Raw genomic sequence first — 25,672 nt, 5'->3', positions numbered from 1 at the left:
GACTCGCTGCTCAACCACCAGGTCTCGACAAGTGGTTCCTGAGCCTGTCGAAGGGCTCGACCACCGGATCACCAGATCCGGACGCGGTCAGCGGGGTCGAGCCAGAGCCCGTCACCGGGCGCCGTCTCGAACGCGGCGTGGAACTCGTCGAGGTTGCGCACGATGTTGGCCCGGAACTCCGGCGGCGAGTGCGGGTCGATGGTGAGGTACTGCTGCTCCTGCTCCTTGCGCCGCTTGGTGCGCCAGCAGTAGGCCCAGTTCATGAAGAGCCGCTGGGACTCTTCGGCCGACGGCTCACGGCCTAGGAAGATCCGGTACGCCGTGTGGCCGATGGTGAGACCACCCAGGTCGCCGATGTTCTCACCCACCGTCAGAGCACCGTTGACGAACTCTCCGGGCAGACTCCGCGGCGAGAAGCCGTCGTACTGCTCGATGAGTGCCTTCGACTTGAGCTCGAAGGCGGCCTTGTCGTCGGCTGTCCACCAGTCGTTGAGGGTCCCGGTGCCGTCGTACTGGGCGCCCTGGTCATCGAAGCCATGACCGATCTCGTGACCGATCACCGCGCCGATGCCGCCGTAGTTCTCCGCCGGGTCGGCGTCGGGCGAGAAGAAGGGCTTCTGCAGGATCCCGGCCGGGAAGCAGATCTCGTTGGTACCGGGGTTGTAGTAGGCGTTGACCGTCTGCGGCAGCATGAACCACTCGTCGCGGTCGACCGGAGCCCCGATCTTGGCGAGCTGGCGGTCGGTCTCGAAGGCCGCTGCGGCCGCCACGTTGCCGAGCAGGTCGTCGCTGCTCACCTTGAGCGCCGAGTAGTCCCGGAACTTCTCCGGGTAGCCGATCTTGGGCCGGAAGGTGGCCAGCTTCTCGTAAGCCCGCTGCTTGGTCTCCTCGGTCATCCAGTCCAGCGCCTCGATCGACTGGCGATAGGCGGCAAGCAGGTTCGCGACGAGCTCGTCCATCAACTCCTTCGAGCGCGGCGGGAAGTGCCGGGCGACGTACTCGGCGCCGACCGCCTCACCGACCGCGCCCTCGACGAACGCGACGGCACGCTTCCAACGGGCCCGGAGCTCCGGCGTACCGTTGAGCGTGCGGCCGTAGAAGTCGAAGTTGGTCTGCACGAAGTCGTCGTGGAGGTACGGCGCAGCCGAGCGCAGGACCCTACTGGTCAGCCAGTCACGCCACTGGTCCATCGGCGTCTCGGTGAGCACCGTCGACAGGTGGGCGAGGTAGGACGGCTGGCGCACGCAGCTCTCGGCGATCGTGGCGTCGTCACCGCCGAGGTTGCGCGTGTAGACATGCCAGTCGAAGGCAGGCGCAAGCTCTTCCAGCTCCGCCCGAGTGAGCAGGTTGTAGGTCTTCTGCACGTCGCGCGTCTCGGCCCGCTCCCAATGGCCGGCGGCCAGCTGGGTGTCGAGCTCGAGCACAGCCTGCGCCGCACCGGCCGGGTCGCCGTGACCACCCAGCACGAAGAGGCGAGTCAGGTAGTCGACGTACTTCGTCCGGATCTCCGCGAACTTCTCCTCGCGGTAGTAGGACTCGTCCGGGAGGCCTAGACCACCCTGCGTGATGTGGAAGAGGTAGCGGTCGGACTGGCGATCGTCGGTGTCGACGTACGAGCCGAAGAGGCCGACCCCGCCGACCCGCTCGAACTCGCCGAGGAACGCCGCAAGGTCGCGGTGGTCACGCAGCGCCGCGACTGCGCTGAGGAGTGGGCGGACCGGGGCGATGCCACGCCGGTCGATGGTCGCGGTGTCCATGAAGGAGGCGTAGAGCGCTGCGATCCGACCCGCATCGGGGCCAGCGCCTTCTCCCTCCGGGTTCGCGGCTACCTCCTGAATGATGTCGCGCACCTGCTCCTCCGCGACGTCGGCCAACTGCACGAACGGGCCCCAGCTGGAGCGGTCGCTCGGGATCTCGGTCTCGTCGAGCCAGCGGCCGTTGACGTGACCGAACAGGTCGTCCTGGGGGCGGATGCCCTGGTCCATGCCGGGGCGCGCGTCGTCAAGGATGCTCACGATGGCGACCTTAGCGGCTGACTCCAGAGCGTGGACCCTGCTCGGCCGAATTGTCCGGTCGGCTCTTGCAAGGCACCCGGGGCCTGCGCGAGATTGAGTCATGGAGATCAGACGCTGGTCGGTTCTACTGTCGTTGCTCCTCGCCATGGCAACGCTGCCTCATGCCGCCGTCTCCGCGGCGCCGTCTGCCGGTGCCATGGCGGTCGATGCGGTCGCACCGCGGCCGGTGGCCCGGCCGGCGGGCTGGAGCTCCTTCGAGCACAAGGTGCTCAAGCGCACCAACAAGGCGCGCGCGAAGCACGGCTGCCGCGCTCTCCGGGCCGAGTCGCACCTGCGCAAGGCCGCACGCAACCACACCAAGGCGATGGTGGCCGCCGGGAAGCTCAGCCACCAACTCCCCGGCGAGGCCAGCCTCGGCGCCCGGATCACCCGCGCGGGCTATCGCAACTGGCGCGGCGTCGCCGAGAACATCGCCTTCGGCTATCCGACGCCGAAGGCCCTGGTGAACGCCTGGATGAAGAGCCCGGGCCATCGTCGCAACATCTTGAACTGCAGCTACCGGCACCTCGGCGTCGGCGTGGTGGTGAAGGGCGGCACGCACTGGGCCACGCAGGACTTCGGGCACAAGTGAGCCGCCCGCAAGGCGCTACCGAACGGCGATGACGGACTTGCCGAGCGTGAGCCGGTTGTCCATGTCGATCAGGGCCTGACCGAACTGCTCGAGCGGGTAGACCTTGCCCACCGGCGGCGTGATGGTGCCGTCCTCCATGAGCGGGAGCAGACGCTGCCACTGCTCCTGCATGTAGCCAGGGCGCTTCATCGCGTACTCTCCCCAGCCGACGCCACGGACGTCCGTGTTGTTGAGCAGCAGGCGGTTGACCTTGACCTCGGGGATGCCCTGGCCGGCCGCAAACCCGACGACCAGCAGCCGACCCTGCGAGCCGAGGCAGCGCAGGGAGTCGGTGAAGATGTCACCGCCCACCACGTCGAGGACGACGTCGACGCCCTGGCCGCCCGTGAGCTCCTTGACCCGGTCCTTGAAGCCGTCGACCAGCACGGTGTGGTCCGCACCGGCTGCTCGCGCGAACTCGGCCTTCTCCTCGGTCGAGACCACACCGATGGTGGTGGCACCCAGCCCCTTGGCCACCTGCAGCGTCGCGGTGCCGACGCCACCCGCGGCGCCGTGCACGAGCACTGTCTCTCCGGAGCGCAGCCCGGCCCGCTCGGCGAGCGCGAACTCTGCCGTCAGATAGTTCATCGGCAGCGCCGCACCCTGCTCGTAGTCGAGCCGGTCCGGCAGCGGGAAGGTGAACATGGCCGGCACCGCGACCTGCTCGGCGCCGCCGCCGTAAGGCACGACCGCGGCCACTCGCTGCCCCGCCGTGAAGCCATTGCCGTCGGCGGCAACGGTGCCGGCGATGTCGACGCCCGGCGTGAAGGGGAGCTCCGGCTTGAGCTGGTACTGCCCGCGGCTCAGCAGCAGGTCAGGAAAGGAGATACCGACGCGATGCACGTCGATGAGCACCTCATGGGCCGCCGGCTGCGGGGCCGCGACGTCGTTGATCTCCAGGGCTTGGGGTCCGTCGAGACGGGTCACCTGCACAGCACGCATGTCGCGACCCTAGCGTGACCGCCGTACTAGCGCGGATCGACCAGGGCGTTCATCTCGAAGTGCATGGGGTCGGTCCACTTCCAGTCGCCGCCCCAGGCGAAACCCCACTTCTTGAAGATGGAGACGACGGTGCGGTCCATCTCGCCGACGGTGCCGCGCTGGTTGCCGGGCACGTTGAGATCGAGCGCGATACCGAAGGAGTGCAAGGAGAGAGAGCTGCTGCCGGCGATGAAGCGAGGGTAGTAGCAGCCGGCGTACTCGCCCGGATGGATCCGGTCGGCCAGGCCGCGCTGCACGACTTCGAGCAGCGCCGCACGCAGCTGCGGGATCACCACCCGATGGCAGGTCACGTTGCCGAGGATCGGTACCGCCTCGGTACGGATGTTGGCTTTGACCCAGGCCGGGTCAGGGGCAATCCGGCCACCGCCGAGGACACGGTAGGAGAAGGAGCCGACGGCCTGCGCCACCGAGCCACCGGTGAGGTACGCCGTCTGGGTGGCATCCGGGTCGATGCCGTAGCGGGCGACCACGTCGATCATCTGGATCGCCGCGGTCTTGCCGACCACCTTGTCGAGACGCTTGCGTACCGCTTGCGGGGAGGCCGCACCTGTCGAGATCAGCATCGCGTTGTCCCGCACGATCCCGAGCTCCTGGCCCCAGGCACGGTTGACCACCATGTCGATCGTGAGCACCTGGTCGGCGTACGCGCCGACGTGGACCCGAGGCGCATCCTTGTCGTTGCCGAGCTTCACGAACGACTCGTCGTCCTGGATCTTGTCGGCGAGCTTCTGCCCGATCGCCAGCTCACCACCTGCCACGCGGGACCACAGGTCCTCCGCCTGCGCGGCCTGGGTGAAACGTCGGTAGCCACCCGGGTCCACCGCTGCGACGTTGAGCACCCGGTTCTCGATCGCCACGTTGCCGAGATCGAAGAGCTCAGTCGCCTGCACGCCCTTGAGCTTCCTGACCTGGGCGACCAGCCCCGGCTCCAGCGGCGCCTTCTCCAGGCCCACCAGCAGGATGTCTGCCGAGCGCAGTGCCTCGGTGAGCGGGCCCGGCGGATCGACGGCGTGGTCGGGGTCTGCCGGGGTGAGCGTCGATGAGGCTGCAGGAGAGGCCGCCGGCGTGGTGGGACGCTCCGAGGTCTTGCCCTCGTCCTTGCCTGCATCGCCACAGGAGGCGAGCAGCGTGGCCAGGCACAACGCACCTGCCGCCACCGCACGTGTACGTCGTCGACTCCCCATGGTTCCTCCCTCACCCCTGCGGGAGAGGATATGTCGCTCCGGCTTGGGCCGCAGGGTTCTCGGCGGGACGGGGCTCGACAGGTGGTTCCTGAGCCTGTCGAAGGGCTCGACCACCGGTGTCGAGGGTCAGCCGAGGACGCGCGAGGCCATCCAGGCGATCCCGTCGGCGGTCTCCGCCGGAGTGGCGGAGGGCTGCATGACATGGCTGAGCACCACGCGCACCACCATGTCGATCGCAATCTCGAGCTGCCGTAGGTCCAAGCCGGTCTCTCGGCCCTGCACCCGCTCCAACAGCACCACCTTGGCGACCGAGAGCAGCGACTGGGAGTTGGTGGTCAGCAGCGGCAGCAGCTCGGTGTCAGCACCATGCGTGGCAGACACGATCGCATGGAGCAGGGTGTTGTCGTCGGCGAACTCGAGCACCGAGCAGGCCGCGTCGCGGATGGCCAACACCAGGTCGTCGTGCTTGTCGAAGGCCTGATTGACCACTTCGAGGAAGCGAGCGAGCTCGTCCATCACCATGGCCTCGGCCAATGCCGGCTTGCCACCGACCTCGTTGTAGACGGTCTGCCGGCTGACGCCGACCACGTCCGCCAACTTGGCCATGGTCACCGAGGCCCACCCTGAGGTGGTGGTCATCTCCGAGGCAGCCGCGACGATTCGGTCGCGCAGCGTCAGCGGGATGTCCAGGTGCTCGGCGACCATGGTCCCAAGTCTAGGCGCCGTGGGGATCACCCCTCGAGGGTGAGGGCGAGGACGGGGCAGGACTGCACGGCGGCGAAGACGTGCGCCCGATCCGCCTCGGCCGGCGTGTCGTCGAGGATCGTCAGCTCGTCGTCGTCATCGAGCTCGAAGTAGTCATCGGCCATCGACTGGCACATCCCCAGCCCCTCGCACTTGTCACGGTCGACGGTGATCCTCATCAGGCCACCGCCGGAGCGACCGGCACGAAGTCGACCTTCTCGCGCACCCCGCAGTCGGGACAGCACCAGTCGTCGGGGATGTCGGCCCACGCCGTACCGGCCGCGAAGCCCTCCAGCTCGTTGCCGGCGGCCACCTCGTAGACGTACTCACACCCGGGACACTTCGCCGCCAACACCTCGTCGACCTGCGCGAGCGCCGCGGCCGCAGCAGCGGCGGCCGCGTCTTCACGGGCAGCAGCCGACGCTGCCTCGGCGCTCATGGCGACGCCGTACTTGGCGAGGATCTTGTCGCGCTTGCGCGGAGTGATGTTGGCCTTCGTCAGGTCCCCGTCGTAGTGCGCGATCACCCGCGGGTCCATCACTCGCCGCCACAGGGGCGGGAACAGGGCGAGCACGATCATGCCGGCGTAGCCGGTGGGCAGCACCGGGGACTCCTCGAAGTCCCGCAGCGTCTGGTAGCGCCGGGTCGGGTTGGCGTGGTGGTCGCTGTGCCGCTGCAGGTGGTAGAGCAGCACGTTGGTGGCGATGTTGTTGGAGTTCCACGAGTGCGACGGGAGCACCCGCTCGTAGCGCTCCTTGCCCGCGCGGCCGACCTTCTGCCGCAGCATGCCGTAGTGCTCCATGTAGTTCACGACCTCGAGGAGCGAGAAGCCCATCACCGCCTGCAGGATCAGGTACGGCAGGATCCCGACGCCGAGCCAGGCGATCAGGCCGCCCCACAGCACCGCGGTCATGATCCAGGCGTTGAGCACGTCGTTGCCGAGACGGAACGGGTGCTGCCCCTTGCGGGCATAGCGCTTCTTCTCCAGGTGCCAGGCCGACTTCAGCGAGCCACCGACCGTACGCGGCCAGAACTGGTAGAAGTTCTCGCCCATCCGGCTGCTGGCCGGGTCCTCGGGAGTGGCGACCCGCACGTGGTGACCGCGGTTGTGCTCGATGTAGAAGTGACCGTAGGCGACCTGTGCCAGGGCGATCTTGGAGAGCCAACGCTCGTGGCTCTCCTTCTTGTGACCCAACTCGTGGGCGGTGTTGATACCGATGCCGCCGACGAAGCCGATCGAGATCGCCAGCCCGACCTTCGCCAGCACCGAGTAGTCAGCCGTGGCGAGGAGGTAGAACGCGGCGATGAAGCCGGCGTACTGGATCGGCAGGAAGAAGTAGGTGATCCACCGGTAGTACTTGTCGTTCTCGAGCTGCTCGATCACGTCGTCCGGCGGGTTGGAGCGGTCCAGGCCGATGAACAGGTCGATCGCCGGCACCACACCGAGCACCACGACCGGGCCGATCCAGAACCAGACGGTCCAGCCGGTCCACTCGTGCAGGCCGATGGCGACGAACGCCAACGACGGCACTACCAGGCCGATCAGCCACAGATAGCGCTTCTTGTCCTTCCACTGCTCGGTCGAACCCTCGGGAATGGTCCCGGTGCCTACCTCAGCCATCGTGGCCTCCTCGTGCTCGCCGGCGCCGGATGTGATCGGCACCGCTTTACACAAGGCTAGGAGATGTCAAGCATCTTGACAATAGGGATCGGTTTGTAAAACCGGAGCGAAGGGCGTCACCGGCGGGCGAACACCCCGATCCCGTTCGGCACCGAGCGCTGAGCACCGTCGGAGGGCGCATTGCGCACGCCCATCCGCCCCTTGCGGTTGCGCGCCACCAGCGTCGAGGAGCCACCGCCATCGAGGTTGAGCGCGTCGTCGGCCCCGAGCTCCAGCATCAGCTCGGCCAGCTCCACCATCGTGTGACCGCGGCTTGCCGCGCTCCTGCCGTCGACGACCACGAGGAGCATCCGGTGGCGGTCCCGGTCGATGCCGACCGCCGTCCGCGGATGCATGATCCGGTCATCGATCACCGCCCGACGCCCGGCCAGCACCAAGGGCCGGTCCCCACCGATCGCGAAGGCGGTACGCGGCGCGACCTTGCGACGTACGCGCACCCGGGTGCCGGTCTTGAGCGCCTTGAGCGCCTTGGCGGAGGCGCCCTGTCCGATCAGCACCTGGCCGCGCACGGGCTCTCCGGAGACCTGCCGTCTCCGGTTCGACCGCACCCGCCCCTGGCGGACGACCACCTCACGAACCCGCTCCTGGCCCGTCGTCACCGCGGCACCCGGGCTGGTGCCCCACACCTTGGTGTAGAGGCCGATGCCGCCGGCCGCGATGGTCGGGGAGTTGAGGTTGGTGACGACGAGATCCGGGCGACCGGCGACCTTCAGCACCGGCTGGACGGGCGCCACCTCCCACCGCTTCCCCACCCGCTGCAGGGCGTAGTTCCACCCGGAGAGCGGTGCGTTGCGCAGCCGGCCGTCGGCGACCGTCACCCCGAGCGGCGCGCCCGTGTCAGCGATGTCGAAGAAGTCGCCGTTGACCCCGGCCAGTGCCCGGGAGTCCCGCACCATCGCCGAGACCGTACGCCGCTGGGCCACGCGGGGCGGGGTGATCGCGTCGATGCGCACCTTGCGCTTCAGGTTCACCGAGAGCACGTGGATGCGCACCGGTCCGCGGCCGTCACGCCGGGTCCACCGGGTGTAGGTGGTGCCGCGTGCGGCCTTCCAGGTACGTCGCTTCGAATCCTGCGGCGCCTGCCTGGCCAGTCGGCGCGGCACCAGCCAGCCGGGGCGGCCATCGGAGGTCTGCTCGCCGCCGCCCGTTTCGGTGCCAGCCGTGGCGCCGGGAGCGAACGCGCCTGGCTCCGCGTGGACCGGTGCGCCGCTGATGCTCCCCACGGCCAACACCGGAAGCACCGCCAACGTCACCACGAGCCCGCGGAGACGGCTCACCCCCGCGCCACCTGGATCGGGCCGGCCGGGGTCTGCAGCATCAGACCATCGGTGAGGTCCGTGGTCATGCCCGGGCCGAGGGTGACCGATGAGCCACCCGGATAGGTGGCCGTCCAGGTCTGGCCGGTGCGGTTGCACACCCCCCAGCGATAGGGGTCCTGGGGATGCCGGTGGAAGGTGGCCAACGCCTGCGGGTCATCACCGCCGGGCACGAGATGGTCTGCGCGGATCGCCGCCACCTCACTCACTGCCACGCGACGACGACCGATCCTGACGACGTACGCCGGCACGACGGGAGCACCGCAGTTGCGGCAGAACCGAGCGGGCTCCGATGCGTCCCAGAACGCCGTCGTCCCACAGGCGCAGCGCACCATGGCGTCGGCGAGCCGGTCCATCGCCTTGATCCACTGGCCTTCGGTGACGCGCCGGCTCGGCTCGCGCAGCCCGGGGCCGAACGCCTCGACGAAGAGCTCACGCAGGAAGCCGGGGTAGAGGTTCCAGTAGTTCTGCACGATCGCCGACGGCCGGTTGTCCGTGCGCTCGGGATCCATGCAGAAGACCGGATCGGTGCCGAAGTGCTGCAGCAGCCAGGGTTGGTCCCGGAGCCCGCCCTCGGTCAGCGCGCCCTCCAGCGGATGACCCATGAAGAGCACGTAGAACATCAGCACCGCCAGCGAATGCCGGTCTGTGTCGGTGTTGGGCAGCGTGCGGAAGGTCTGGTCGGCGACCACCTCGGGCGCCATGAAGAAGGGGGTGCCCAGCACCCGCCCGGTGCCGTTGTCGATGCCGACGTTGTCGTTGTCGCAGATGAGCACGTCGCCGCTGTCGGGCTCGAAGAAGACGTTGCCGAAGGAGATGTCGCGATAGCAGAGCCCGCCGGCATGGAGCTGCAGGAAGCTGAACGCCAGCTGCCGGCAGAGGTTGATCGTGGCCGCGAAGCTCACCGAGAGCGGCGAACCGTCGGGACGCCGGTTGGCCAGGAGCCACGACAGCTCGAGGTAGCGGCGGTCGCGCAGCTCCATCACGTAGCCGAAGCCGGGGTCGCCCGGTACCCGCGCCACGCTGAGCGGCCAGAGGAACCGGTTGTGCGGCGTACCGAACTCCACCAGCGTCTGGATCTCGCGGTGCTGGTCGAGCGAGGCACTCTCCGGGCGGTACCACTTGAGCGCGAGCTGGCGACCGGTCTGCTGCTGCACCAGGTAGACGTAGCCCTGGCCACCCTGGCCGATCAGGCTGGTGACCCATGCGTGCCCGAGGGGACCGAGGTCGACAGGCGTGCCGTTGACCAGTGCCACCCGTCGACACCCCCTTGCTGCGCTGTTCCCCAGAACGGACCTGCGTCCGCAGTCAAGATATATGCTCGGCGGGCGTCACAGCCGCACGAAGACCGGGGTGGGAGATGAACGATCGACTGGGCGGCGCCGTGGGCCGCAAGCCACTGCACTTCATCTTCGTACTCGACGTGTCCGGATCGATGTTGCGTGGCGGCCGGATCCAGGCGCTCAACAACGCGATCTCCGAGGTCATCCCGCACCTTCGCGACGAGGCGCGCAACAACCCGCACGCGGAGCTGATGGTGCGGGTGCTGGCCTTCGCCAGCGAGGCCACCTGGGTGGTCGCCGAGCCAACGCCGATCGAGCAGTTCCACTGGCAGCGACTCGACGCCGTGCCGCAGGGATTCACCGAGCTCGGCAGTGCTTTGAAGCTCCTGGCCGAAGGCGTCGCCGGGCTGGACGAGGCAGGCGGGGGTTTCCCGCCAGCGATCATCCTGGTCTCCGACGGGATGCCGACCAACACCAGCGGCGTCGACTTCGCCGAAGGACTGCAGGAGTTCCTGTCGCAGCGTTGGGGCGCCGCCGCGATCCGGCTCGCGCTCGGCGTCGGCCGGGACGCCGACCTCTCCTCGCTCCGCCGCTTCATCGGCAACGAGGAGATCCCGCTGCTCCGTGCCGACAGCCCCGAACAGCTCGTCGACTACATCGTCTGGGCATCCAAGGTCGCCAGCCGTGGCGCATCGATGCCCGCCCTCGGGACGACCGCGCCGCCGCCCCCCGCTCCGACCGGCGATCCGATCTGGAGCGCACTGCCATGACCCGGAACCGGCTCCCATGACCTGGTCGGCCCTCTCGGCCTCCCACCTCGGCTCCACCCATCTGCGCGATGGCCGTCCCAACCAGGACGCCCATGTGGCCTACACCGACGCGTACGGCGCGGTCGCGGTCGTGGCCGACGGACACGGGCACCGCGCCCATCCCCGGAGCGGCACCGGCGCCACGCTGGCAACGCAGGTGCTCCTCGGCCTGCTCGCCGAGACCCTGCCGGAGCTGACCGACCCGGCGACCGCAGCCGAGCTGCTCCGCGACCGCGTCGGGCCCGAACTGGTGCGCGCTTGGCGTGCTGCGGTCGAGGCAGACGCCGTGGCTGAGCCCTGGCCGGAGGGGCAGGATCCTGTCGGCACCGAGGAGACGTGGCTGCGCTACGGCTGCACGGTGGTGGCGCTGGCCGCGACCGACACCGTCGTCGCCGTGCTCCAGCTCGGCGACGGAGAGGCCGTGGTGGTCGACCGAGCCGGCACGTCCCAACGACCGCTGCCCGAGGACGAGCTGCTGGACGGCGTGCGCACGACGTCGCTGTGCCAGCCGGACCCCCTGGGGTCACTGCGCATCACCGTGCTGCCGGCCGTCGAGGTGCGGGTCGGCTACGTCTGCACCGACGGATTCGGCAAGCCGCAGCTCGACCACGACGGCTGGTGGCGCCAGGTCGGCCGGGAACTGGCGGAGCGCAGCGTGGAGCACGGCGTGGCCTGGCTGGCCGAACGCCTTCCCGGCTGGATGGAGGAGCCGGCCACCGTCGGCGGCGACGACACGACGATGGCCGTCCTGGTCCAGCTTTAATCCCCCTTTAAGCCACGCTCCTAGCGTGCGAGGTTCACCACCTCGCATCCCAGGAGTCGCCCACATGCAGTCTTCTCTCGCAGCCCGTTCCCCACGGCCGGCCACCCGCACGCTCGCCCTCGCCGCGGCGGCCGTCACGGGCGCGGCCCTGCTCAGCCTGCCCAGCACCAGCACGCAAGCGGCAAGCAGGGCGCCGCTCACCGACCGGATCAGTGTGGCCACCGGCGGGCAGCACCCCGGAAGCGGAAACAACGGCGGTGGCCGCGGAACCGAGAGGCGACTGCTCAGCGACAACGGCCGCTTCGTGGTGTTCGAAGGGTCCGCTCCGTTCGTGCGCGGCCAGGTGCCGTTGAACTGGCAGATCATGGTGCGGGATCGCAAGCTGGGCACCACGGTGGCCGTCTCGCGCAACAAGAGCGGCGCGTTGGCCAACGGCAGGAGCACCGACCCGGCGATCAGCGCCAACGGGCGCTGGATCGTCTTCGAGTCCGCGGCGACCAACCTCGTCGCCGGCGACACGAACGGGCAGACCGACGTCTTCCGCCATGACACCCTGACCGGCACGACGACACTCATCAGCCGCCGCGCCGACGGCGGGCTCGCCACCCGCAGCTCCGGCCCCGCTTCCCTGAGCGCCAACGGCCGCTACGTCTCGTTCATCAGCTATGCGGGCGGGCTGGCGCCCGGAGACACGGACGACGTCAGTCAGGCGTATCTGCATGACACGACCACAGGCATCACCGAGTTGATCAGCGTCAAGGCCTCCGGCATCGGCAGTTCCGCCCTGACGAGCACCTCGGTCAGCAACGACGGACAGCGCGTGCTGTTCGAGTCCCTCGACGCTGACGTGGCCCCTGGCGCCCACAACCTGGCTGTCGACGTGTTCCTACGCGACCGCGCTACCGACACCACCCGGATGGTTGCCGGCAACCAGGCCGGCGCCGACAGAGCCTCGATGAGCGCTGACGGCCGCTACGTGGTCTACCAGTCCAAGGACCCGGACATCGATCCTGCCGACACCAACACTCGCGCGGACGTCTTCGTCGTCGACCTCGCTACCGACCAGCACACCCTGGTCAGCAAGTCGTCGGCCGGAGTCGTCGGTGACGTGGAGAGCAAGTACGGCGGCATCAGTCGCGACGGTCGCTACGTGGTCTTCGAGTCCAAGTCCACCAACCTCGTCCCCGGCGACACCAACGGCCAGGCCGACGTCTTCCGCCACGACCTGGTCACCGGCCAGACCGTCCGCGTCAGTGTGCGCGGCAACGGCGCCCAGGAACCTCTCGGCGGCATCTTCCCCTCCATCAGCGGCGACGGCCACCACGTCGTCTTCGAGTCGTACGCCCGCGATCTCACCCCGCACCCGACAGGCACCTGGCGCCAGGTCTTCGTCCGTGATCTGAGCGGCTCCTGGCCGGCCATGGTCGCGAAGGTCGGCAAGCTCCCCAAGCAGGTGAAGAAGGCCAAGAAGATCAAGGTCAAGACGTCGGGGATCGGCGCTGGCGAGAAGCTCACCGTGGTGTGGAAGGCCAAGGGCAAGACCCCCGGCAAGAAGAAGATCACCACGGCCGTCGCAACGAAGGGCGACAGGATCACCCTGAAGACCGGCCCCAAGGCCGGCAAGTACGCCGTCACCGTCCGCTACGCCGGCCTGGTCCTGCGCAAGCAGGTGGTGCGCACCAGGTAACTGCTCCTGTCAGATACCGCTGCTGACCGCTCCCGGGCGTCGGCGGGCTCGGCCGCGGGCCCGCTGACGCGTTCGGCTACTCGAGGCCCGCCTGCGCACTCTCCCGGATCGCGGCTGCTACCCGCTTGGCCACATCGGGGTGGAAGACGCTGGGGATGATGAAGGCCGGATGCAGCTCATCGTCGGTCACGACATGCGCGATCGCGCGGGCCGCGCTCAGGAGCATCTCATCGGTGACATGGGAGGCGCGCGCGTCGAGCAGCCCGCGGAACACCCCGGGGAAGGCCAGCACGTTGTTGATCTGGTTCGGGTAGTCCGAACGCCCCGAGGCGACCACGGTCGCGTGCTTGGCGGCCGCGGCTGGGTCGATCTCCGGGTCGGGGTTGGCCAGCGCGAACACGATCGCCCCCTCCGCCATCTGATCGATCATCTCAACCTTGAGCACCCCGGGGCCTGATACGCCGATGAACACATCGGCACCGGTCAAGCCGTCGGTCAGGCTGCCCGTGCGCAGGTTCGGGTTGGTCCGCGCCGCGAGTTCCGTCTTGGCGCGCGACAGGCCCGTCATGTCGCGACTCAACAGGCCCTCACGGTCCCAGACCGTCACATCGACCGCGCCGCCCGCCATCAGCAGGGAGGTGATCGCGGACCCGGCAGCCCCAGCACCGGCCACCACGATGCGGCACTCCGGAAGCGACTTGCCGACCACGCGCAGGGCGTTGGTCAGGGCCGCGAAGACGACGATCGCCGTACCGTGCTGGTCGTCGTGGAAGACCGGGATGTCGAGGCTCTCACGCAGCCGCGCCTCGATCTCGAAGCACCGGGGGGCGGCGATGTCCTCGAGGTTGATGCCCCCGAAGCCGGGCGCGATCATCTCGACCGCGCGCACGATCTCATCCACGTCCTGGCTGGCGAGGCAGATCGGCCAGGCGTCGATGTTGGCGAACCTCTTGAACAGGGCCGCCTTGCCCTCCATGACCGGGAGCGCCGCTTCCGGCCCGAGGTTGCCGAGTCCGAGCACCGCCGAGCCGTCGGTGACCACCGCGACGCTGTTCCCCTTCACCGTCAACCGCCGCGCGTCCTCGGGATGGGCGGCGATCGCCGACGAGACTCGGCCGACACCGGGCGTGTAGGCGAGGGAGAGGTCGTCGCGAGTCTTGAGCGGCACCTTCGAGGTGACCTCGATCTTGCCGCCCAGGTGGATCAGGAAGGTACGGTCGGAGACCTTGTGCACCTCGACGCCCGCGAGCCCGTCGACCACCTGCACCAACGCTTTGGAGTGCGTCTCGTCCACCGCAGAGCAGGTGACGTCGACGACCAGCCGGTCGTGGCTCGACTCCGCGACATCGATCGCCGTGACCACCCCGCCCGCCTTGGCCAGCGTGGTGGCGACCTCTCCGACCACCCCGTGGTCGGGGCTGGTGTGCAGGCGCATGGTGATCGAGTACGACGACGCGGTGGCGGACATGACCCCATGCTCGCCCCACCTCGGGGCTACCACAAAGTAGGAAGTGCGGCGAAGGTCACGCCCAGATCTTTTGCACTGCTTTGGATCGAAGTGCAATACTGCACTCCGTGACCCAAAGTGCAACTTCCGGCGCCAGCCGGCGCGAGCAGGCCGCCCGCCGCATCTCGATGTGTGCCCAGGCCCTGACTGCCGAGCATGGCTTCGACGGGTTCACGATGGAAGAGCTTGCGGAGGCAGCCGGTGTCTCCCGGCGCACGCTGTTCAACTACTTCGACTCCAAGCTCGACGCCGTCCTCGGACCGGAGCCGGAGCTGGGCGAGGAGCAGACCGCCGAGTTCCGGGCGGGCGGGCCGACCGGCTCGCTCTTCGAAGACCTCGGCTACGTCGCTCACGACCACTTCGCGCAGATGCCGCAGGAGCGCCAGCAGCTGGCGACCATGCGCCAGGTCATCCGCAACCCTCGGATCTTCGCCGCCTGTCACGACCGTTTCGAAGCACTGGCAGCGCGCGCCCTGGCAATCATCCGAGAACGCGAGGCCGACCGGTACGACGAGGTTCGCGCCAAGGTCGCGCTCGGCGTCTTGGTGATGCTCTGCGACGTCGCGCTGGACCGCTTCATCGCCGGCACCGACGACCGCTCCTTCATCGAACACTACGACGAAGCCCAGCAGGCCGCTCGCAGCCTGTTCCGCTGATCCCCTTCCCCACACCCCCACACACAGGAAGCCACCACCATGGCAACTCTGCTCTACCGACTCGGCAAGACCGCCTACCGGCGCTGGCCGCTGTTCCTCGCCGGCTGGCTGGTCGTGATCGTCGGCCTCGCCGGCCTGGCCACCGCGATCCACCAGCCGAAGTCCGACGCGATGTCGATCCCCGGCATCCCCTCGGAGAAGGCCGCCGACCTGCAGTCCGAGCTCTTCCCCGGCTCCGGCAGCGCCTTCGACGAGGCCAGCGTCAACATGGTCGTCCAGGCACCGAAGGGCCACACCCTCGCCGAGCCCGAGTACATGGCGGCGGTCGACGACCTCGTCGCGGACCTCAAGGACGGGCCGCAGATGTACGCCGACGGCGACACCCTGGAGAGCGGTGCGCCCGCTCCAGTGCCCGCCAACCCGGTCACCGCGGGCGAGCAGCAGGTCACCGCGATGATCGAGGCCAAGGTGGAAGAGGGGAAGACCCCTGACGAGGCCAAGGCCGAGGTCATCAGCGAGCTGCGTGACATGAAGCCGCTGCTCTCGCTGACCGAGGACGGCCGGACCGGCGTCATCACGTTCAGCTACGACGTCGACACCGTCATGGACGTCAAGCCTGCCAGCCAGGACGCGGTCAAGGACGCCATGGAGAAGGCCCGCGACGCCGGGCTCACCGTGGAGGCGAACGGTTCGGGCATGAGCTCGATGGAGGCACCGGGCGGCACCTCCGAGCTGATCGGCATCGGGCTGGCCCTGCTCGTGCTCGTACTCACCTTCGGCTCCCTGGTCGCCGCCGGCCTGCCCATCATCACAGCCGTCATCGGCGTGGGCCTCGGCATGATCGGCATCGAGGCGATGACCGCCTTCACCGACATCGGCACCTCGACCCCGATGCTGGCGACCATGCTCGGCCTTGCCGTGGGCATCGACTACGCCCTCTTCATCCTGGCGCGCTACCGCAACGAGCTCGAGCACACGGACGACCGCTCCGAGGCAGTCGGAGTCGCGGTCGGCACCGCAGGCTCTGCCGTGGTCTTCGCCGGCCTGACCGTGCTGATCGCCCTGTCGGCGCTCGCCGTGGTCCAGATCCCGTTCCTCACCTCGATGGGCCTGGCGGCAGCCGGCACCGTCTTCTTGGCCGTGATGGTCGCGCTGACGCTGCTGCCCGCCGTACTCGGCATGCTGAAGAGCAAGTCGTTCGGCGGCCGGGTGCGCAAGTACAACCCGACTCGCGACGAGGGCGGCAAGATCCTCAACAACGGTGTGCGCTGGGCGCGCCTCGTCGGCAAGAAGCCGACCGCAGTGGTGCTGTTGGTGGTGGTCGTCCTCGGCGCGCTGGCGATCCCGATGAAGAACATGCATCTCGCTTTCCCGAGCGACGCGACCTCGTCCCCGGACACCACGCAGCGCAAGGCGTCGGACCTGCTGGCCGCCGAGTTCAGCGAAGGGCGCGAAGGCCCACTGGCCCTGGTGGCCGACGGCAGCCAGCTGCCCGAGGGTGACCGGATGGCGGCGTACGGCGACATCGTCGACTGGGTGAAGGACCACGACGGCATCGACATGGTGAGCATCGGCGCGGTCAACGACGACCAGAGCGGTGCGCAGATCGTCATCGTGCCTTCCTCCTCGCCCAACGCGACGGCCACCGAGAACCTGCTCGCCGACCTGCGTGCCGGCCAGTCCGACATCGAGAAGGCGACCGGAACCGACACCGGCATCACCGGCATGACCGCCATCACCGTGGACGTCTCCGAGCGGCTCGCCGACGCGTTGCCGATCTATCTGGCGGTCGTCATCGGACTCGCGTTCATCTTGCTGATGATCGTCTTCCGCTCGGTGCTGGTGCCGCTGACTGCCACCGTGGGCTTCCTGCTCTCGGTGCTGGCGACCCTCGGCGCGACGGTGGCGATCTTCCAGGAGGAGGCGTTCGGCCTCTTCGACGGCCAGCCGATCGTCAGCTTCATGCCGCTCTTCCTCATCGGTGTGGTCTTCGGCCTGGCGATGGACTACCAGGTCTTCCTGGTGACCCGGATCCGCGAGGCGCACGTGCACGGTGCCAACTACCGAGAGGCCGTGATCGACGGCTTCCGGGGCAGCGCCCGCGTCGTGGCTGCGGCCGCCGTCATCATGACCGCCGTCTTCGCCGCCTTCATGCTGCAGGACGAGCCGATCATCAAGATGATGGGCTTCGCCCTCGCTGCGGCGATCGTCTTCGATGCCTTCGTGGTGCGGATGACCCTCATCCCGGCCCTCATGTACCTGTTGGGCGAGAAGGCCTGGTGGCTGCCGGCGTGGCTCGACAAGCTGCTCCCGAACGTCGACATCGAGGGCGAGAACCTGCACCGCCCCCACATGGAGACGCTGCACCGCGACGACCAGCCCGAGCTGGCTGGCGTCTGACGAACCCCTGGCTCTGCCCCGCACGGACCGCGTGCGGGGCAGAGCCACGCTCGGTCATGATGAGGCATGACCACGACGCCAAGCACTGCACGCCTCGCTGTCCTCATCGACGCTGACAACACCTCACCAGCACACGTCAGCGCGCTCCTCGAGGAGATGGCGACCTACGGCGTCGCAACCGTCAAGCGCGCCTACGGCGATTGGACAACACCGCAGCTGGGCGGCTGGAAGGCAGAGCTCAACCGACACGCGATCGTCCCGGTGCAGCAGTTCGCCTACACGACCGGAAAGAACGCGACCGACTCCGCACTGATCATCGACGCCATGGACCTGCTCTACTCCGGCAATCTGGAGGCGTTCGCCCTGGTGTCCAGCGATAGCGACTTCACCAGGCTGGCCACCCGGCTGCGCGAGTCCGGGAAGACCGTCTACGGCCTGGGTTTGCGGAAGACACCGCAGTCGCTGGTCGCCGCATGCGACACCTTCATCTATCTGGAGGTGTTGCAGCGCGACGTACCGACCCAGGAGGAGCCGCGGCCTGAGCGCGACGAGGCGAGCGCGCCCCTGCCCAGCCTGCACAGCCTGCTCAGCCGGGCGGTCAACGCGACCTCCGACGACGACGGCTGGTCGCACCTCGCTGCTGTCGGCAAGTATCTTCGCTCGGCTGACTCCTCCTTCGACCCACGGCTGTACGGCGCACCGAAGCTGATCACCCTGGTCCAGGCGCAGCCCTACTTGGTCACCACCGGCTCCGGCAGCGGTGTTCGGGTCGGGCTCAAGGGCCAGGTCACACCGGCCAAGAAGACGGCCACGAAGAAGTCAACCGCCAAGACGGCTGGCGCCGCACCCTAGGTCAGCGGGCCTTCTTCACGCGCCGGCCGCGTACCTCGGCGTACTGCTGGTGGCCGATGGGGTTGGCATAGTCGCCGAGGTCGACGTCGATGCGGCGGCCCAGGCAGGTCAGCACCAGGTGGCCCTCCTCGATCTCGACCACCTCACCCCGCACCAGGACAATGTCTCCGCCGAGCTCCTCCACCACCTCGGGCGGCTTGCATCGGACGACGTCGGCGGTCGCCATGATCTCGAAGCGCTGGTGGCGGCGTACCCAGAGCATCAGGATCACCATCACGGCGATCATCGCGTCGGCGACTCCGGTGATGATCCACGCGACGGCGCTGCTGCCGGTGTGCGCCGCGGGCCGGTTCGCCGATCGATTGCCCGGGAGGTACTCGACGGTGAGCTCGTCGGTCGACTGCGCCTGCTGATAGCCGGCCCGGGTCACCTCCGTGGAGTACTCCGGCTCCCGCTCGTCCTCGAAGTGCCAGGTGACGTAGTAGCGCGTCGTACCCGACTTCTCGATAGCGCGCACGTCGGTCACGGTGGCGTTGGTCTGCAACCCGTCGACGTCGAGACGGTGGTTGGTCCACGTGCTGTGGGCCAGCGGGAGGTTGACGAGGACCGCCGCCAGCAGCACGGCCAGGATCCACCAGCGGGGACTCGCTCTCACGGGCGCGAGGATAGCCTCTCCCCGTGTCGTGGACTGTTGCTCTGATCATCGCCGTGCTGCTCCTCGTCGTGGCCGCGCTCGCCCTGGCCGCCGGCTTCGCGCCCGCGGCGGCTCGCCTGGAGGGTCCGGTCCGCTGGGCGATGAAGGGCGGGCAGGTGCTCGTCCTCGGCTACGTGCTCTGGGACGTGATCACCCTGCTGCAGGGCCACAAGGCCGAGGAGGGCATGACCCACGCCGGGTACGCCGTCGCCGCGGTCGGCGTACCTGTGCTGTTGTTGACCCGGCATCAGCCCGGCCCGGACCCCGAGAACCCCGATGCCGAGGTGCCGCCTGCTGACCCGCCGCATCTCGCTGTCGTAGCGGTCGCTGCCATCGCCACAGCTGTGCTGGTGATCCGGCTCCAGCAGACCTGGTGAGCGATCGGAGCGGACGAACCAACATGGTGAGCGAGTGAACGAGAAGGTGAGCACAACGAGCCCGCAACGCTCCGTCGGACGGCAGCTGCTGATCGCCGTCTATGCGGTCTTCGCCGTGGCTGCGGGTGCCCGCAGCGCCGTTCAGATCGCCACGGAGTTCAGCCAGGCCCCTGTCGCCTATCTGCTCTCGGCGTTCGCCGCGGTCGTCTACCTGATCGCGACGGCGGCACTGCGCTGGGAGGGGCGGCGCGCCTTCCGGATCGCCCTCACCGCGATCCTCATCGAGGCGGTCGGCGTGGTCGGCGTCGGCCTGCTCACCGTCCTCGACGACGGTCTCTTTCCGGACGCGACGGTCTGGTCGGAGTTCGGCGCCGGCTACGGCTATGTGCCGCTGCTCCTGCCCTTCATCGGGCTCTGGTGGCTGTGGCGCCGGGAACGTCCCGCCCCGGAGAGTGCCACCGGCTGACTCTTGTGACCCCCCTCACCCAATGCTAATATTCATACGCATTGATTCTGAGGAGGGTCCCTGTGCGCGTCACCCCACCGTCCGAGCTCGACGTCCTGGTCGTCGGTGCCGGCTTCTCCGGTCTCTACAGCCTGCATCGTCTCCGCACGCTCGGACACACCGTCCACCTGGTTGAGGCCGACGACGACCTGGGGGGCGTCTGGTATCGCAACCGCTACCCCGGCGCGCGCTGCGACATCGAGAGCGTCGACTACTGCTACTCCTTCGACGACTCGATCGTGCAGGAGTGGACCTGGACCGAGCGCTACCCGGCGCAGCCGGAGATCCTGCGCTACATCAACTTCGTCGCCGATCGCCTCGGCTTGCGCTCCGGCATCTCCTTCGACACGCGCGTGTCCGCGATGCACTGGGACGCCGACACCTCGCGCTGGTCGGTCACCACAGATCGAGGGGACCGGATCAGCGCCCAGCACGTGATCATGGCCAGCGGCCAGCTCTCCAAGCCGCAGTTCCCCGCGATCGAGGGCATCGAGGAGTTCGCCGGGCAGCTGCTGCACACCGGTGACTGGCCGCGCAACGGCGTCGAGCTCACCGGCAAGCGCGTGGGGGTCATCGGCACCGGCTCCTCCGGTGTGCAGACCATCCCCCAGGTGGCCAAGCAGGCCGCCCACGTCTCGGTCTTCCAGCGCACTGCGCACTATGCGATCCCGGCGCGCAACCACGCGCTCGATCCGGACTATGTCGCGGACCTCAAGAGCCGCTTCCAGGAGTACCGGGAGATCGCCCGGCACCATCCGGGCGGCACCCACCGCCACATCGGCACCGAATCGGCCCACGACGTGGACCCCGGCGCCCTCGAGGAGAACTTCCACAGCCACTGGGAGAAGGGCGGTCCGGACATCCTCGCTGCCTACCGCGACTTCCGCACCGACGAGAGCGCCGCCGAGAAGGCGGGCGACTTCGTCAAGGACCGCATCCGCGAGATCGTCAAGGACCCCGAGACCGCCGAGAAGCTGTGCCCCAAGGGCTACCCGTTCGGCTCCAAGCGCCTCGTGCTCGAGATCGACTACTACACCACGTTCAACCGTGACAACGTCTCGCTCATCGACGTCCACGACGACCCGATCAGCCACGTCGAGGGCAGCGCCGTCGTGCTGGAGAGCGGTGCCCGCCACGAGCTCGACATCCTCATCACGGCAACCGGCTTCGACGCACTGACCGGCCCGCTCTTCGACATCGACATCCGCGGCGTCAACGGACGCACCTTGCCGGAGGCCTGGAAGGACGGTCCGCGCACCTACCTCGGCATCGGCACACACGGCTTCCCGAACCTCTACGTGGTAGCCGGAGCCGGCAGTCCGTCGGTCATCTCCAACGTGCTGATCTCCATCGAACAGCACGTGGAGTGGATCACCGACTTCGTCGACCACCAGTTCCGCCACGGCATCCTCAGCGCGGAGGCCGACGAAGACGCCCAGGATCGGTGGACCCAGGAGGTCTACGACGTCGCCGCGCCGACGCTCTTCATGAGAGGCAACTCCTGGTACCTCGGCGCCAACGTGCCCGGGAAGCCCCGCGTCTTCGCCCTCTACCTCGGCGGAGTGGGTCACTACCGGGAGATCTGCGACAAGGTGGCCGCCGACGGCTACTCCGGCTTCACACTCACTCGAGGAGAGACCAACCGATGACTTCCCAGGGCCCCCTCGCCGGACTGCGCGTGATCGAAGCGGGATCGATGTATGCCGCCCCCACCGCCGGCCGAATGCTCCGCGACTTCGGTGCCGATGTCATCAAGATCGAGGACCCCGCCCAGGGCGACTTCGCGCGGCAGTGGCAGCCGGCCCACGAAGGCACGGCGATCGGCTTCGCACGGCTCAACTCCGGCAAGCGCTCGGTGGGCATCGACATGCGCGCCCCGGAGGGCCGCGACCTGCTCAAGCGCCTGGTCGCAGATGCCGACGTGCTGATCGAGAACTTCCGGCCGGGCCGGATGGAGAAGTGGGGGATGTCGTACGCCGAACTGGCCGCCGACCACCCCGGTCTGGTGATGGCGCGGGTCAGCGGATTCGGCCAGACCGGCCCCTACCGCGAGCGTCCTGGCTTCGGCACCGTCGCCGAGACCGCCAGCGGCTACGCCTTTCTCAACGGCTGGCCGCACACCCCACCGACCGCACCTCCCTTCGGTTTCGCGGACTCCATCGCCGGCATCTCCGCGGCCTACGGCGTCGCCATGGCGCTCTTCGAGCGCGGCCGCACCGGAGCCGGACGCGAGGTCGACGTCGCGCTCTACGAGCCGCTGATGTTCATCCTCGGTGACGCCGTACTCAACTACACCGCCTCCGGCACGATCATGCAGCGCCACGGCAACGCCTCCGGCGCCGCGTCACCGCGCGGCATCTACGAGGCCGCCGACGGCGGCTGGCTGTCGATCGCCGGCTCCAACCAGGCGATCGCGATGCGCCTCTTCGACGCGATGGAGCGCCCTGACCTGAAGGCCGACGAGCGCTATGCCACCAACGTCGCCCGGATGGCGAACAACGAGTCGCTGCAGGCGATCGTCATCGACTGGGTGAAGCAGCGCCCGCGTGACGAGGTGCTGAACATCCTCGACGAATACGAGGTCGTGGCCGCCGCGGTCAACGACTCCTCCGATATCGTTGCCGACCCGCACTTCCGTGAGCGCACACTGACGAGCCTCACCAACAGTGCCCTGGGTGAAGCCCTGGTGCCGGGACCGATCCTGCACGTCAACGGCTACGACGGTCCGAGATACGACGGCGTCCCGGCTGTCGGCGAGCACACCACCGAGATCCTCACCGCCGCCGGCGTCAGCACCGACGAGCTTGCTCGCCTGGCGACGGCCGGGGTGATCAGTGGCTGAGCTCGACCCTGGACTGGCAGCCCTGCGCGACGCCTCCGCGGGTGGGGTGCCGATGGTGGAGCTTCCTCCCGTGGAGGTGCGACAGCGGATCGTGACCGGCAACCGGCTCTGCTCCGCCGGGCCAGAGGTGCCCGTGCGCGACATCGCGGGCGCCGAGGGCGGAGCGCCGGTGCCTCTGCGGCTCTACGGCGAGGCCGACGGGCGCACGACGCTCGTCTACGCGCACGGGGGCGGATGGGTGACCGGCGGACTCGACTACGCCGACGAGCTCTGTCGCTTCCTCGCCTCCGCGGCGGGCGTGCAGGTGCTGAGCGTGGGCTACCGGCTCGCCCCGGAGCATCCGTTCCCCACTCCGTTGGAGGATCTCGCCGCAGCATGGCGATGGGCGAGCGAGCGGTACGCCGCCCCACTCGCGATCGGCGGGGACTCCGCCGGCGGCAACCTGGCTGCGGCCCTGGCGTTGCGACTGCGGGGCAGCAAGCGACCGCCGACGTTCCAGGTGCTGCTCTATCCGGTGCTCGGCCTGCCCGGCGACACCGCGTCGTACGTATCCAACGCGGACGCGTTTCCGATCGGCGCGACCGACATGCACTGGTTCTTCGACCACTACGTCGCCGCCACCGAGCGGGCGGGCGCCGGCGCAGACCTGGCACCGCTGGCCGCCACCGACCTGCGCGGTATGCCGGCGACCCATCTGGTCGTCGCAGGCCACGACCCCCTGCACGACGAAGGAGTGGCCTACGCAGAGCGACTGCGGGAGAGCGGTGCGCAGGTGACTCTGCGGGACCACCCTGACCTGAGTCACGGGTTCCTGCGCTTCACGGGCGCTTCCGCAGCCGCTCGCCTGGCCCGAGACGCGATCGTCGAGGACGTGCGTCGACTCGCTCAAAGCCGTCCTTATGCCTCCGGGCAACTGAATCCATGACTATCATTCAGTGATCTTTGTGCCGCCCCACCCACCGACCGAGGAGACGCGATGAGTTCTGTACCCATGCGACCGCAGAAGACCGCGATGCTCCTGGCCCAGCGGATCGTGGCTGACATCAACCGACGCGGCAACACGGTGGGCGACCGGCTTCCTCCTGAGCGCGTAATGCTGGAGGAGTACGAGGTGGGCCGAGGCACTCTGCGCGAGTCCCTCCGGTTCCTCGAGCTCCAAGGCGTGATCTCGCTGAAGCCTGGGCCCGGTGGCGGCCCGGTCGTGCAGAAGCCTGACTCCGCCAGCCTCGCCACCTCCCTGACTCTCCTGCTGCAGTTCTCGAACGCACCTTTCCGGACGATCGCGGAGGCACGCGCGGGTCTGGAGCCGATGATGGCGCAACTGGCGGCGGAGCGGATGAGCAAGGAACAGTTGGCCGACCTGAAGTCGAGCGTCGACACGATGTACGACAACCTCGGCGACCAGGAGATCTTCCTGGAGGAGAACAAGCGCTTCCACGACGTCATCGCCCACGGCTCCGGCAACGCGATGTTCGGTCACCTCGTCGATGCTCTCCTCGGCATCCTCGACGGATCGGCAATCGGCATCGACTACCCCGAGGTACGCCGGGTCGCCGTCCACAAGGCACACCTGGACATCTACGAGGCCATCGCCGCCAAGGATCCCGCGCAGTCGGCGTCCGCCATGAACGACCACATCGCGCAGTACCTCAAGTACGCCGAGAAGAAGTTCCCCGACGTTCTCGCCGCCCCCATCGTCTGGGGCACCTCCAACTAGCGCGCCTCCGGAACACGTCGGCGATCAGGCCGGTCGAGCACTTCTGCAGCCGGTCTCGACAAGCTCGACCTCCGGAACACGTCGGCGACCAGGCCCGTCGAGCACTTCTGCAGCCGGTCTCGACAAGCTCGGCCTCCGGGCCTCCGGACAGCCCCGGGTCAGGACCAGGGGGAGTCGATGCCGAGGATGCGGGCGAGGGTACCGCCGAGGACGAGCTTGGTCTCGGTATCGGTGAGACCAAGGGCCTCGATGGCGGCGATCTCCTCGGCAGGGCTGGTCATCGGCCAGTCCGAGCCGAAGACGATCCGCTCGGCGCCGTGCTTGCGGATGAGGTCGCGTACCCGCTCGGGACGCAGCGTCTTGAGGCTCGGGGGCCAGCTGGTCTCGAGCACCACGTCTGCGCCTGCCAGCATCTCCTCGGCGTCGTCGAGGATCTTGTAGCCACCGAAGTGGCAGGCGGTCAGCCGGAGCTTGGGGAACTGCCGGGCGATGTCACGGATCATCTTGGGGCTGGACAGCTTGTTGGCCTCGGGGGTGCCGCCCTCGCCGACATGCGTGATCACCGCGAACTCGTCACCGAAGGCCTCGAGGATCTCCCACAGCCGCGGGTCGTCGAGGGCGAAGCCCTGGTACAGCGGGTGGATCTTCACACCCCGAACGCCGTGACGCTTGAGGCTGGCGATGTTCTCCTCGACCGGCAGGTCCACATGGATCGTGCCGAAGCCGAAGCGCACCTCCGAGGTGAGACCGGCGACGAACCGGTTCACCGAGTCGACGTGCCGAGCCTCGTTGGCGATGCCCAGGCAACAGCTCAGGTCGACCCCGCTGGCAGACATGTCGGTCGTCAACCCGCCGACGGTTCCGTCTCCGCGCGCCGCAAGGTTGTCGAGCTTGTCCACGCTGGAGGAGAGCGCGATCTCGGCGATCCGGTCCGGCCAGACGTGGGTGTGTGCGTCGATGATCACGAG

Annotated in this window: 24 protein-coding genes; 13 read left to right on the top strand and 11 right to left on the bottom strand. The window is 68.5% G+C overall.

What is annotated here, in order from left to right; translation table 11 throughout:
* Positions 1–68 precede the first annotated feature (68 nt).
* Positions 69–2,015: a M13 family metallopeptidase gene (locus DNK54_RS13840; protein ID WP_110207595.1), complete on the bottom strand. Its 1,947-nt coding sequence runs from the start codon at positions 2,013–2,015 to the stop codon at positions 69–71.
* Between the two features lie 100 nt (positions 2,016–2,115).
* On the opposite strand from DNK54_RS13840, the gene DNK54_RS13835 reads away from it, so the two are divergent.
* Entirely contained in the window at positions 2,116–2,646 is a 531-nt protein-coding gene (locus DNK54_RS13835) for a CAP domain-containing protein (protein WP_110207594.1), read from the top strand.
* A 15-nt stretch (positions 2,647–2,661) separates the two neighbouring features.
* Here the strand turns inward: DNK54_RS13835 and DNK54_RS13830 are convergent, their stop codons facing one another.
* From DNK54_RS13830 to DNK54_RS13800, 7 genes are all read right to left on the bottom strand, one after another.
* Positions 2,662–3,627, bottom strand: a complete 966-nt coding sequence (locus tag DNK54_RS13830) for an NADPH:quinone oxidoreductase family protein (protein WP_110207593.1) — start codon at positions 3,625–3,627, stop codon at positions 2,662–2,664.
* 26 nt (positions 3,628–3,653) lie between these two features.
* Positions 3,654–4,871 (bottom strand): M15 family metallopeptidase, encoded by a 1,218-nt coding sequence (locus tag DNK54_RS13825; protein ID WP_110207592.1) that lies wholly within the window; start codon positions 4,869–4,871, stop codon positions 3,654–3,656.
* A gap of 126 nt (positions 4,872–4,997) precedes the next feature.
* Positions 4,998–5,576, bottom strand: a complete 579-nt coding sequence (locus DNK54_RS13820; protein WP_110207591.1) for a TetR family transcriptional regulator — start codon at positions 5,574–5,576, stop codon at positions 4,998–5,000.
* 26 nt (positions 5,577–5,602) lie between these two features.
* Positions 5,603–5,794, bottom strand: a complete 192-nt coding sequence (locus DNK54_RS13815; protein WP_110207590.1) for a ferredoxin — start codon at positions 5,792–5,794, stop codon at positions 5,603–5,605.
* Positions 5,794–7,236, bottom strand: a complete 1,443-nt coding sequence (locus DNK54_RS21725) for a fatty acid desaturase (RefSeq protein WP_110207879.1) — start codon at positions 7,234–7,236, stop codon at positions 5,794–5,796. The genes DNK54_RS13815 and DNK54_RS21725 overlap by 1 nt, the downstream gene beginning before the upstream one ends.
* A 116-nt stretch (positions 7,237–7,352) precedes the next feature.
* The gene (locus tag DNK54_RS13805) at positions 7,353–8,573 is read right to left on the bottom strand and encodes a phosphodiester glycosidase family protein (protein ID WP_110207589.1); all 1,221 of its coding nucleotides are present in this window, start codon (positions 8,571–8,573) and stop codon (positions 7,353–7,355) included.
* A complete protein-coding gene (locus DNK54_RS13800) occupies positions 8,570–9,868 on the bottom strand; it encodes a protein kinase domain-containing protein (RefSeq protein WP_162602463.1) in 1,299 nt (432 codons plus the stop codon). Before DNK54_RS13800 ends, DNK54_RS13805 begins: the two co-directional genes overlap by 4 nt.
* A gap of 104 nt (positions 9,869–9,972) precedes the next feature.
* Between DNK54_RS13800 and DNK54_RS13795 the strand changes: the two genes are divergently transcribed.
* The 3 genes from DNK54_RS13795 (at position 9,973) to DNK54_RS13785 (ending at position 13,154) form a co-directional block, all read left to right on the top strand.
* Entirely contained in the window at positions 9,973–10,665 is a 693-nt protein-coding gene (locus tag DNK54_RS13795; protein WP_110207587.1) for a vWA domain-containing protein, read from the top strand.
* A 16-nt stretch (positions 10,666–10,681) separates the two neighbouring features.
* The gene (locus DNK54_RS13790) at positions 10,682–11,467 is read left to right on the top strand and encodes a protein phosphatase 2C domain-containing protein (RefSeq protein WP_110207586.1); all 786 of its coding nucleotides are present in this window, start codon (positions 10,682–10,684) and stop codon (positions 11,465–11,467) included.
* 64 nt (positions 11,468–11,531) lie between these two features.
* Positions 11,532–13,154, top strand: coding sequence for a TolB family protein (locus tag DNK54_RS13785; RefSeq protein ID WP_110207585.1), 1,623 nt, complete (start codon positions 11,532–11,534; stop codon positions 13,152–13,154).
* Positions 13,155–13,230: 76 nt separating this feature from the next.
* Here the strand turns inward: DNK54_RS13785 and DNK54_RS13780 are convergent, their stop codons facing one another.
* Entirely contained in the window at positions 13,231–14,622 is a 1,392-nt protein-coding gene (locus tag DNK54_RS13780; RefSeq protein ID WP_110207584.1) for an NAD-dependent malic enzyme, read from the bottom strand.
* 107 nt (positions 14,623–14,729) lie between these two features.
* Between DNK54_RS13780 and DNK54_RS13775 the strand changes: the two genes are divergently transcribed.
* From DNK54_RS13775 to DNK54_RS13765, 3 genes are all read left to right on the top strand, one after another.
* Positions 14,730–15,317, top strand: a complete 588-nt coding sequence (locus DNK54_RS13775; protein WP_162602462.1) for a TetR/AcrR family transcriptional regulator — start codon at positions 14,730–14,732, stop codon at positions 15,315–15,317.
* 39 nt (positions 15,318–15,356) lie between these two features.
* Complete coding sequence (locus DNK54_RS13770; protein WP_110207582.1) at positions 15,357–17,717, top strand: MMPL family transporter; 2,361 nt, start codon at positions 15,357–15,359, stop codon at positions 17,715–17,717.
* Between the two features lie 66 nt (positions 17,718–17,783).
* Positions 17,784–18,569, top strand: coding sequence for an NYN domain-containing protein (locus tag DNK54_RS13765; protein ID WP_110207581.1), 786 nt, complete (start codon positions 17,784–17,786; stop codon positions 18,567–18,569).
* Between the two features lies 1 nt (position 18,570).
* Here DNK54_RS13765 and DNK54_RS13760 read toward each other — a convergent pair whose 3' ends face one another.
* On the bottom strand, positions 18,571–19,224 hold the full coding sequence (locus DNK54_RS13760; RefSeq protein ID WP_162602461.1) for a DUF3592 domain-containing protein: 654 nt from the start codon (positions 19,222–19,224) through the stop codon (positions 18,571–18,573).
* Positions 19,225–19,247: 23 nt separating this feature from the next.
* On the opposite strand from DNK54_RS13760, the gene DNK54_RS13755 reads away from it, so the two are divergent.
* From DNK54_RS13755 to DNK54_RS13730, 6 genes are all read left to right on the top strand, one after another.
* Positions 19,248–19,640 (top strand): hypothetical protein, encoded by a 393-nt coding sequence (locus DNK54_RS13755; protein ID WP_110207579.1) that lies wholly within the window; start codon positions 19,248–19,250, stop codon positions 19,638–19,640.
* A 34-nt stretch (positions 19,641–19,674) separates the two neighbouring features.
* Positions 19,675–20,106: a hypothetical protein gene (locus DNK54_RS13750; protein WP_110207578.1), complete on the top strand. Its 432-nt coding sequence runs from the start codon at positions 19,675–19,677 to the stop codon at positions 20,104–20,106.
* Between the two features lie 62 nt (positions 20,107–20,168).
* Positions 20,169–21,794, top strand: a complete 1,626-nt coding sequence (locus tag DNK54_RS13745; protein ID WP_110207577.1) for a flavin-containing monooxygenase — start codon at positions 20,169–20,171, stop codon at positions 21,792–21,794.
* Positions 21,791–22,987 carry a CaiB/BaiF CoA transferase family protein gene (locus DNK54_RS13740; RefSeq protein ID WP_110207576.1) on the top strand — a complete coding sequence of 399 codons (1,197 nt, stop codon included), beginning with the start codon at positions 21,791–21,793 and terminating at the stop codon, positions 22,985–22,987. Before DNK54_RS13745 ends, DNK54_RS13740 begins: the two co-directional genes overlap by 4 nt.
* A complete protein-coding gene (locus DNK54_RS13735; protein ID WP_204164606.1) occupies positions 22,980–23,912 on the top strand; it encodes an alpha/beta hydrolase in 933 nt (310 codons plus the stop codon). Before DNK54_RS13740 ends, DNK54_RS13735 begins: the two co-directional genes overlap by 8 nt.
* Positions 23,913–23,963: 51 nt before the next feature.
* Positions 23,964–24,704: a FadR/GntR family transcriptional regulator gene (locus DNK54_RS13730; protein WP_204164605.1), complete on the top strand. Its 741-nt coding sequence runs from the start codon at positions 23,964–23,966 to the stop codon at positions 24,702–24,704.
* Between the two features lie 158 nt (positions 24,705–24,862).
* Here DNK54_RS13730 and DNK54_RS13725 read toward each other — a convergent pair whose 3' ends face one another.
* The gene (locus DNK54_RS13725) at positions 24,863–25,669 is read right to left on the bottom strand and encodes an amidohydrolase family protein (RefSeq protein ID WP_110207575.1); all 807 of its coding nucleotides are present in this window, start codon (positions 25,667–25,669) and stop codon (positions 24,863–24,865) included.
* Between the last annotated feature and the right edge of the window lie 3 nt (positions 25,670–25,672).

Origin of the sequence: Nocardioides daejeonensis (assembly GCF_003194585.1) — a bacterium.
Classification (GTDB): domain Bacteria; phylum Actinomycetota; class Actinomycetes; order Propionibacteriales; family Nocardioidaceae; genus Nocardioides; species Nocardioides daejeonensis.
This window is presented reverse-complemented; position numbering and strand designations above follow the sequence as displayed.

What these genes read in the sequence shown, in the direction of transcription:
- DNK54_RS13835 (WP_110207594.1), top strand. Translation starts at nt 2,116, where the DNA reads ATGGAGATCAGACGCTGGTCGGTTCTACTGTCGTTGCTCCTCGCCATG.
- DNK54_RS13830 (WP_110207593.1), bottom strand. Translation starts at nt 3,627, where the DNA reads ATGCGTGCTGTGCAGGTGACCCGTCTCGACGGACCCCAAGCCCTGGAG.
- DNK54_RS13825 (WP_110207592.1), bottom strand. Translation starts at nt 4,871, where the DNA reads ATGGGGAGTCGACGACGTACACGTGCGGTGGCGGCAGGTGCGTTGTGC.
- DNK54_RS13820 (WP_110207591.1), bottom strand. Translation starts at nt 5,576, where the DNA reads ATGGTCGCCGAGCACCTGGACATCCCGCTGACGCTGCGCGACCGAATC.
- DNK54_RS13815 (WP_110207590.1), bottom strand. Translation starts at nt 5,794, where the DNA reads ATGAGGATCACCGTCGACCGTGACAAGTGCGAGGGGCTGGGGATGTGC.
- DNK54_RS21725 (WP_110207879.1), bottom strand. Translation starts at nt 7,236, where the DNA reads ATGGCTGAGGTAGGCACCGGGACCATTCCCGAGGGTTCGACCGAGCAG.
- DNK54_RS13795 (WP_110207587.1), top strand. Translation starts at nt 9,973, where the DNA reads ATGAACGATCGACTGGGCGGCGCCGTGGGCCGCAAGCCACTGCACTTC.
- DNK54_RS13790 (WP_110207586.1), top strand. Translation starts at nt 10,682, where the DNA reads ATGACCTGGTCGGCCCTCTCGGCCTCCCACCTCGGCTCCACCCATCTG.
- DNK54_RS13785 (WP_110207585.1), top strand. Translation starts at nt 11,532, where the DNA reads ATGCAGTCTTCTCTCGCAGCCCGTTCCCCACGGCCGGCCACCCGCACG.
- DNK54_RS13780 (WP_110207584.1), bottom strand. Translation starts at nt 14,622, where the DNA reads ATGTCCGCCACCGCGTCGTCGTACTCGATCACCATGCGCCTGCACACC.
- DNK54_RS13770 (WP_110207582.1), top strand. Translation starts at nt 15,357, where the DNA reads ATGGCAACTCTGCTCTACCGACTCGGCAAGACCGCCTACCGGCGCTGG.
- DNK54_RS13765 (WP_110207581.1), top strand. Translation starts at nt 17,784, where the DNA reads ATGACCACGACGCCAAGCACTGCACGCCTCGCTGTCCTCATCGACGCT.
- DNK54_RS13740 (WP_110207576.1), top strand. Translation starts at nt 21,791, where the DNA reads ATGACTTCCCAGGGCCCCCTCGCCGGACTGCGCGTGATCGAAGCGGGA.
- DNK54_RS13730 (WP_204164605.1), top strand. Translation starts at nt 23,964, where the DNA reads ATGAGTTCTGTACCCATGCGACCGCAGAAGACCGCGATGCTCCTGGCC.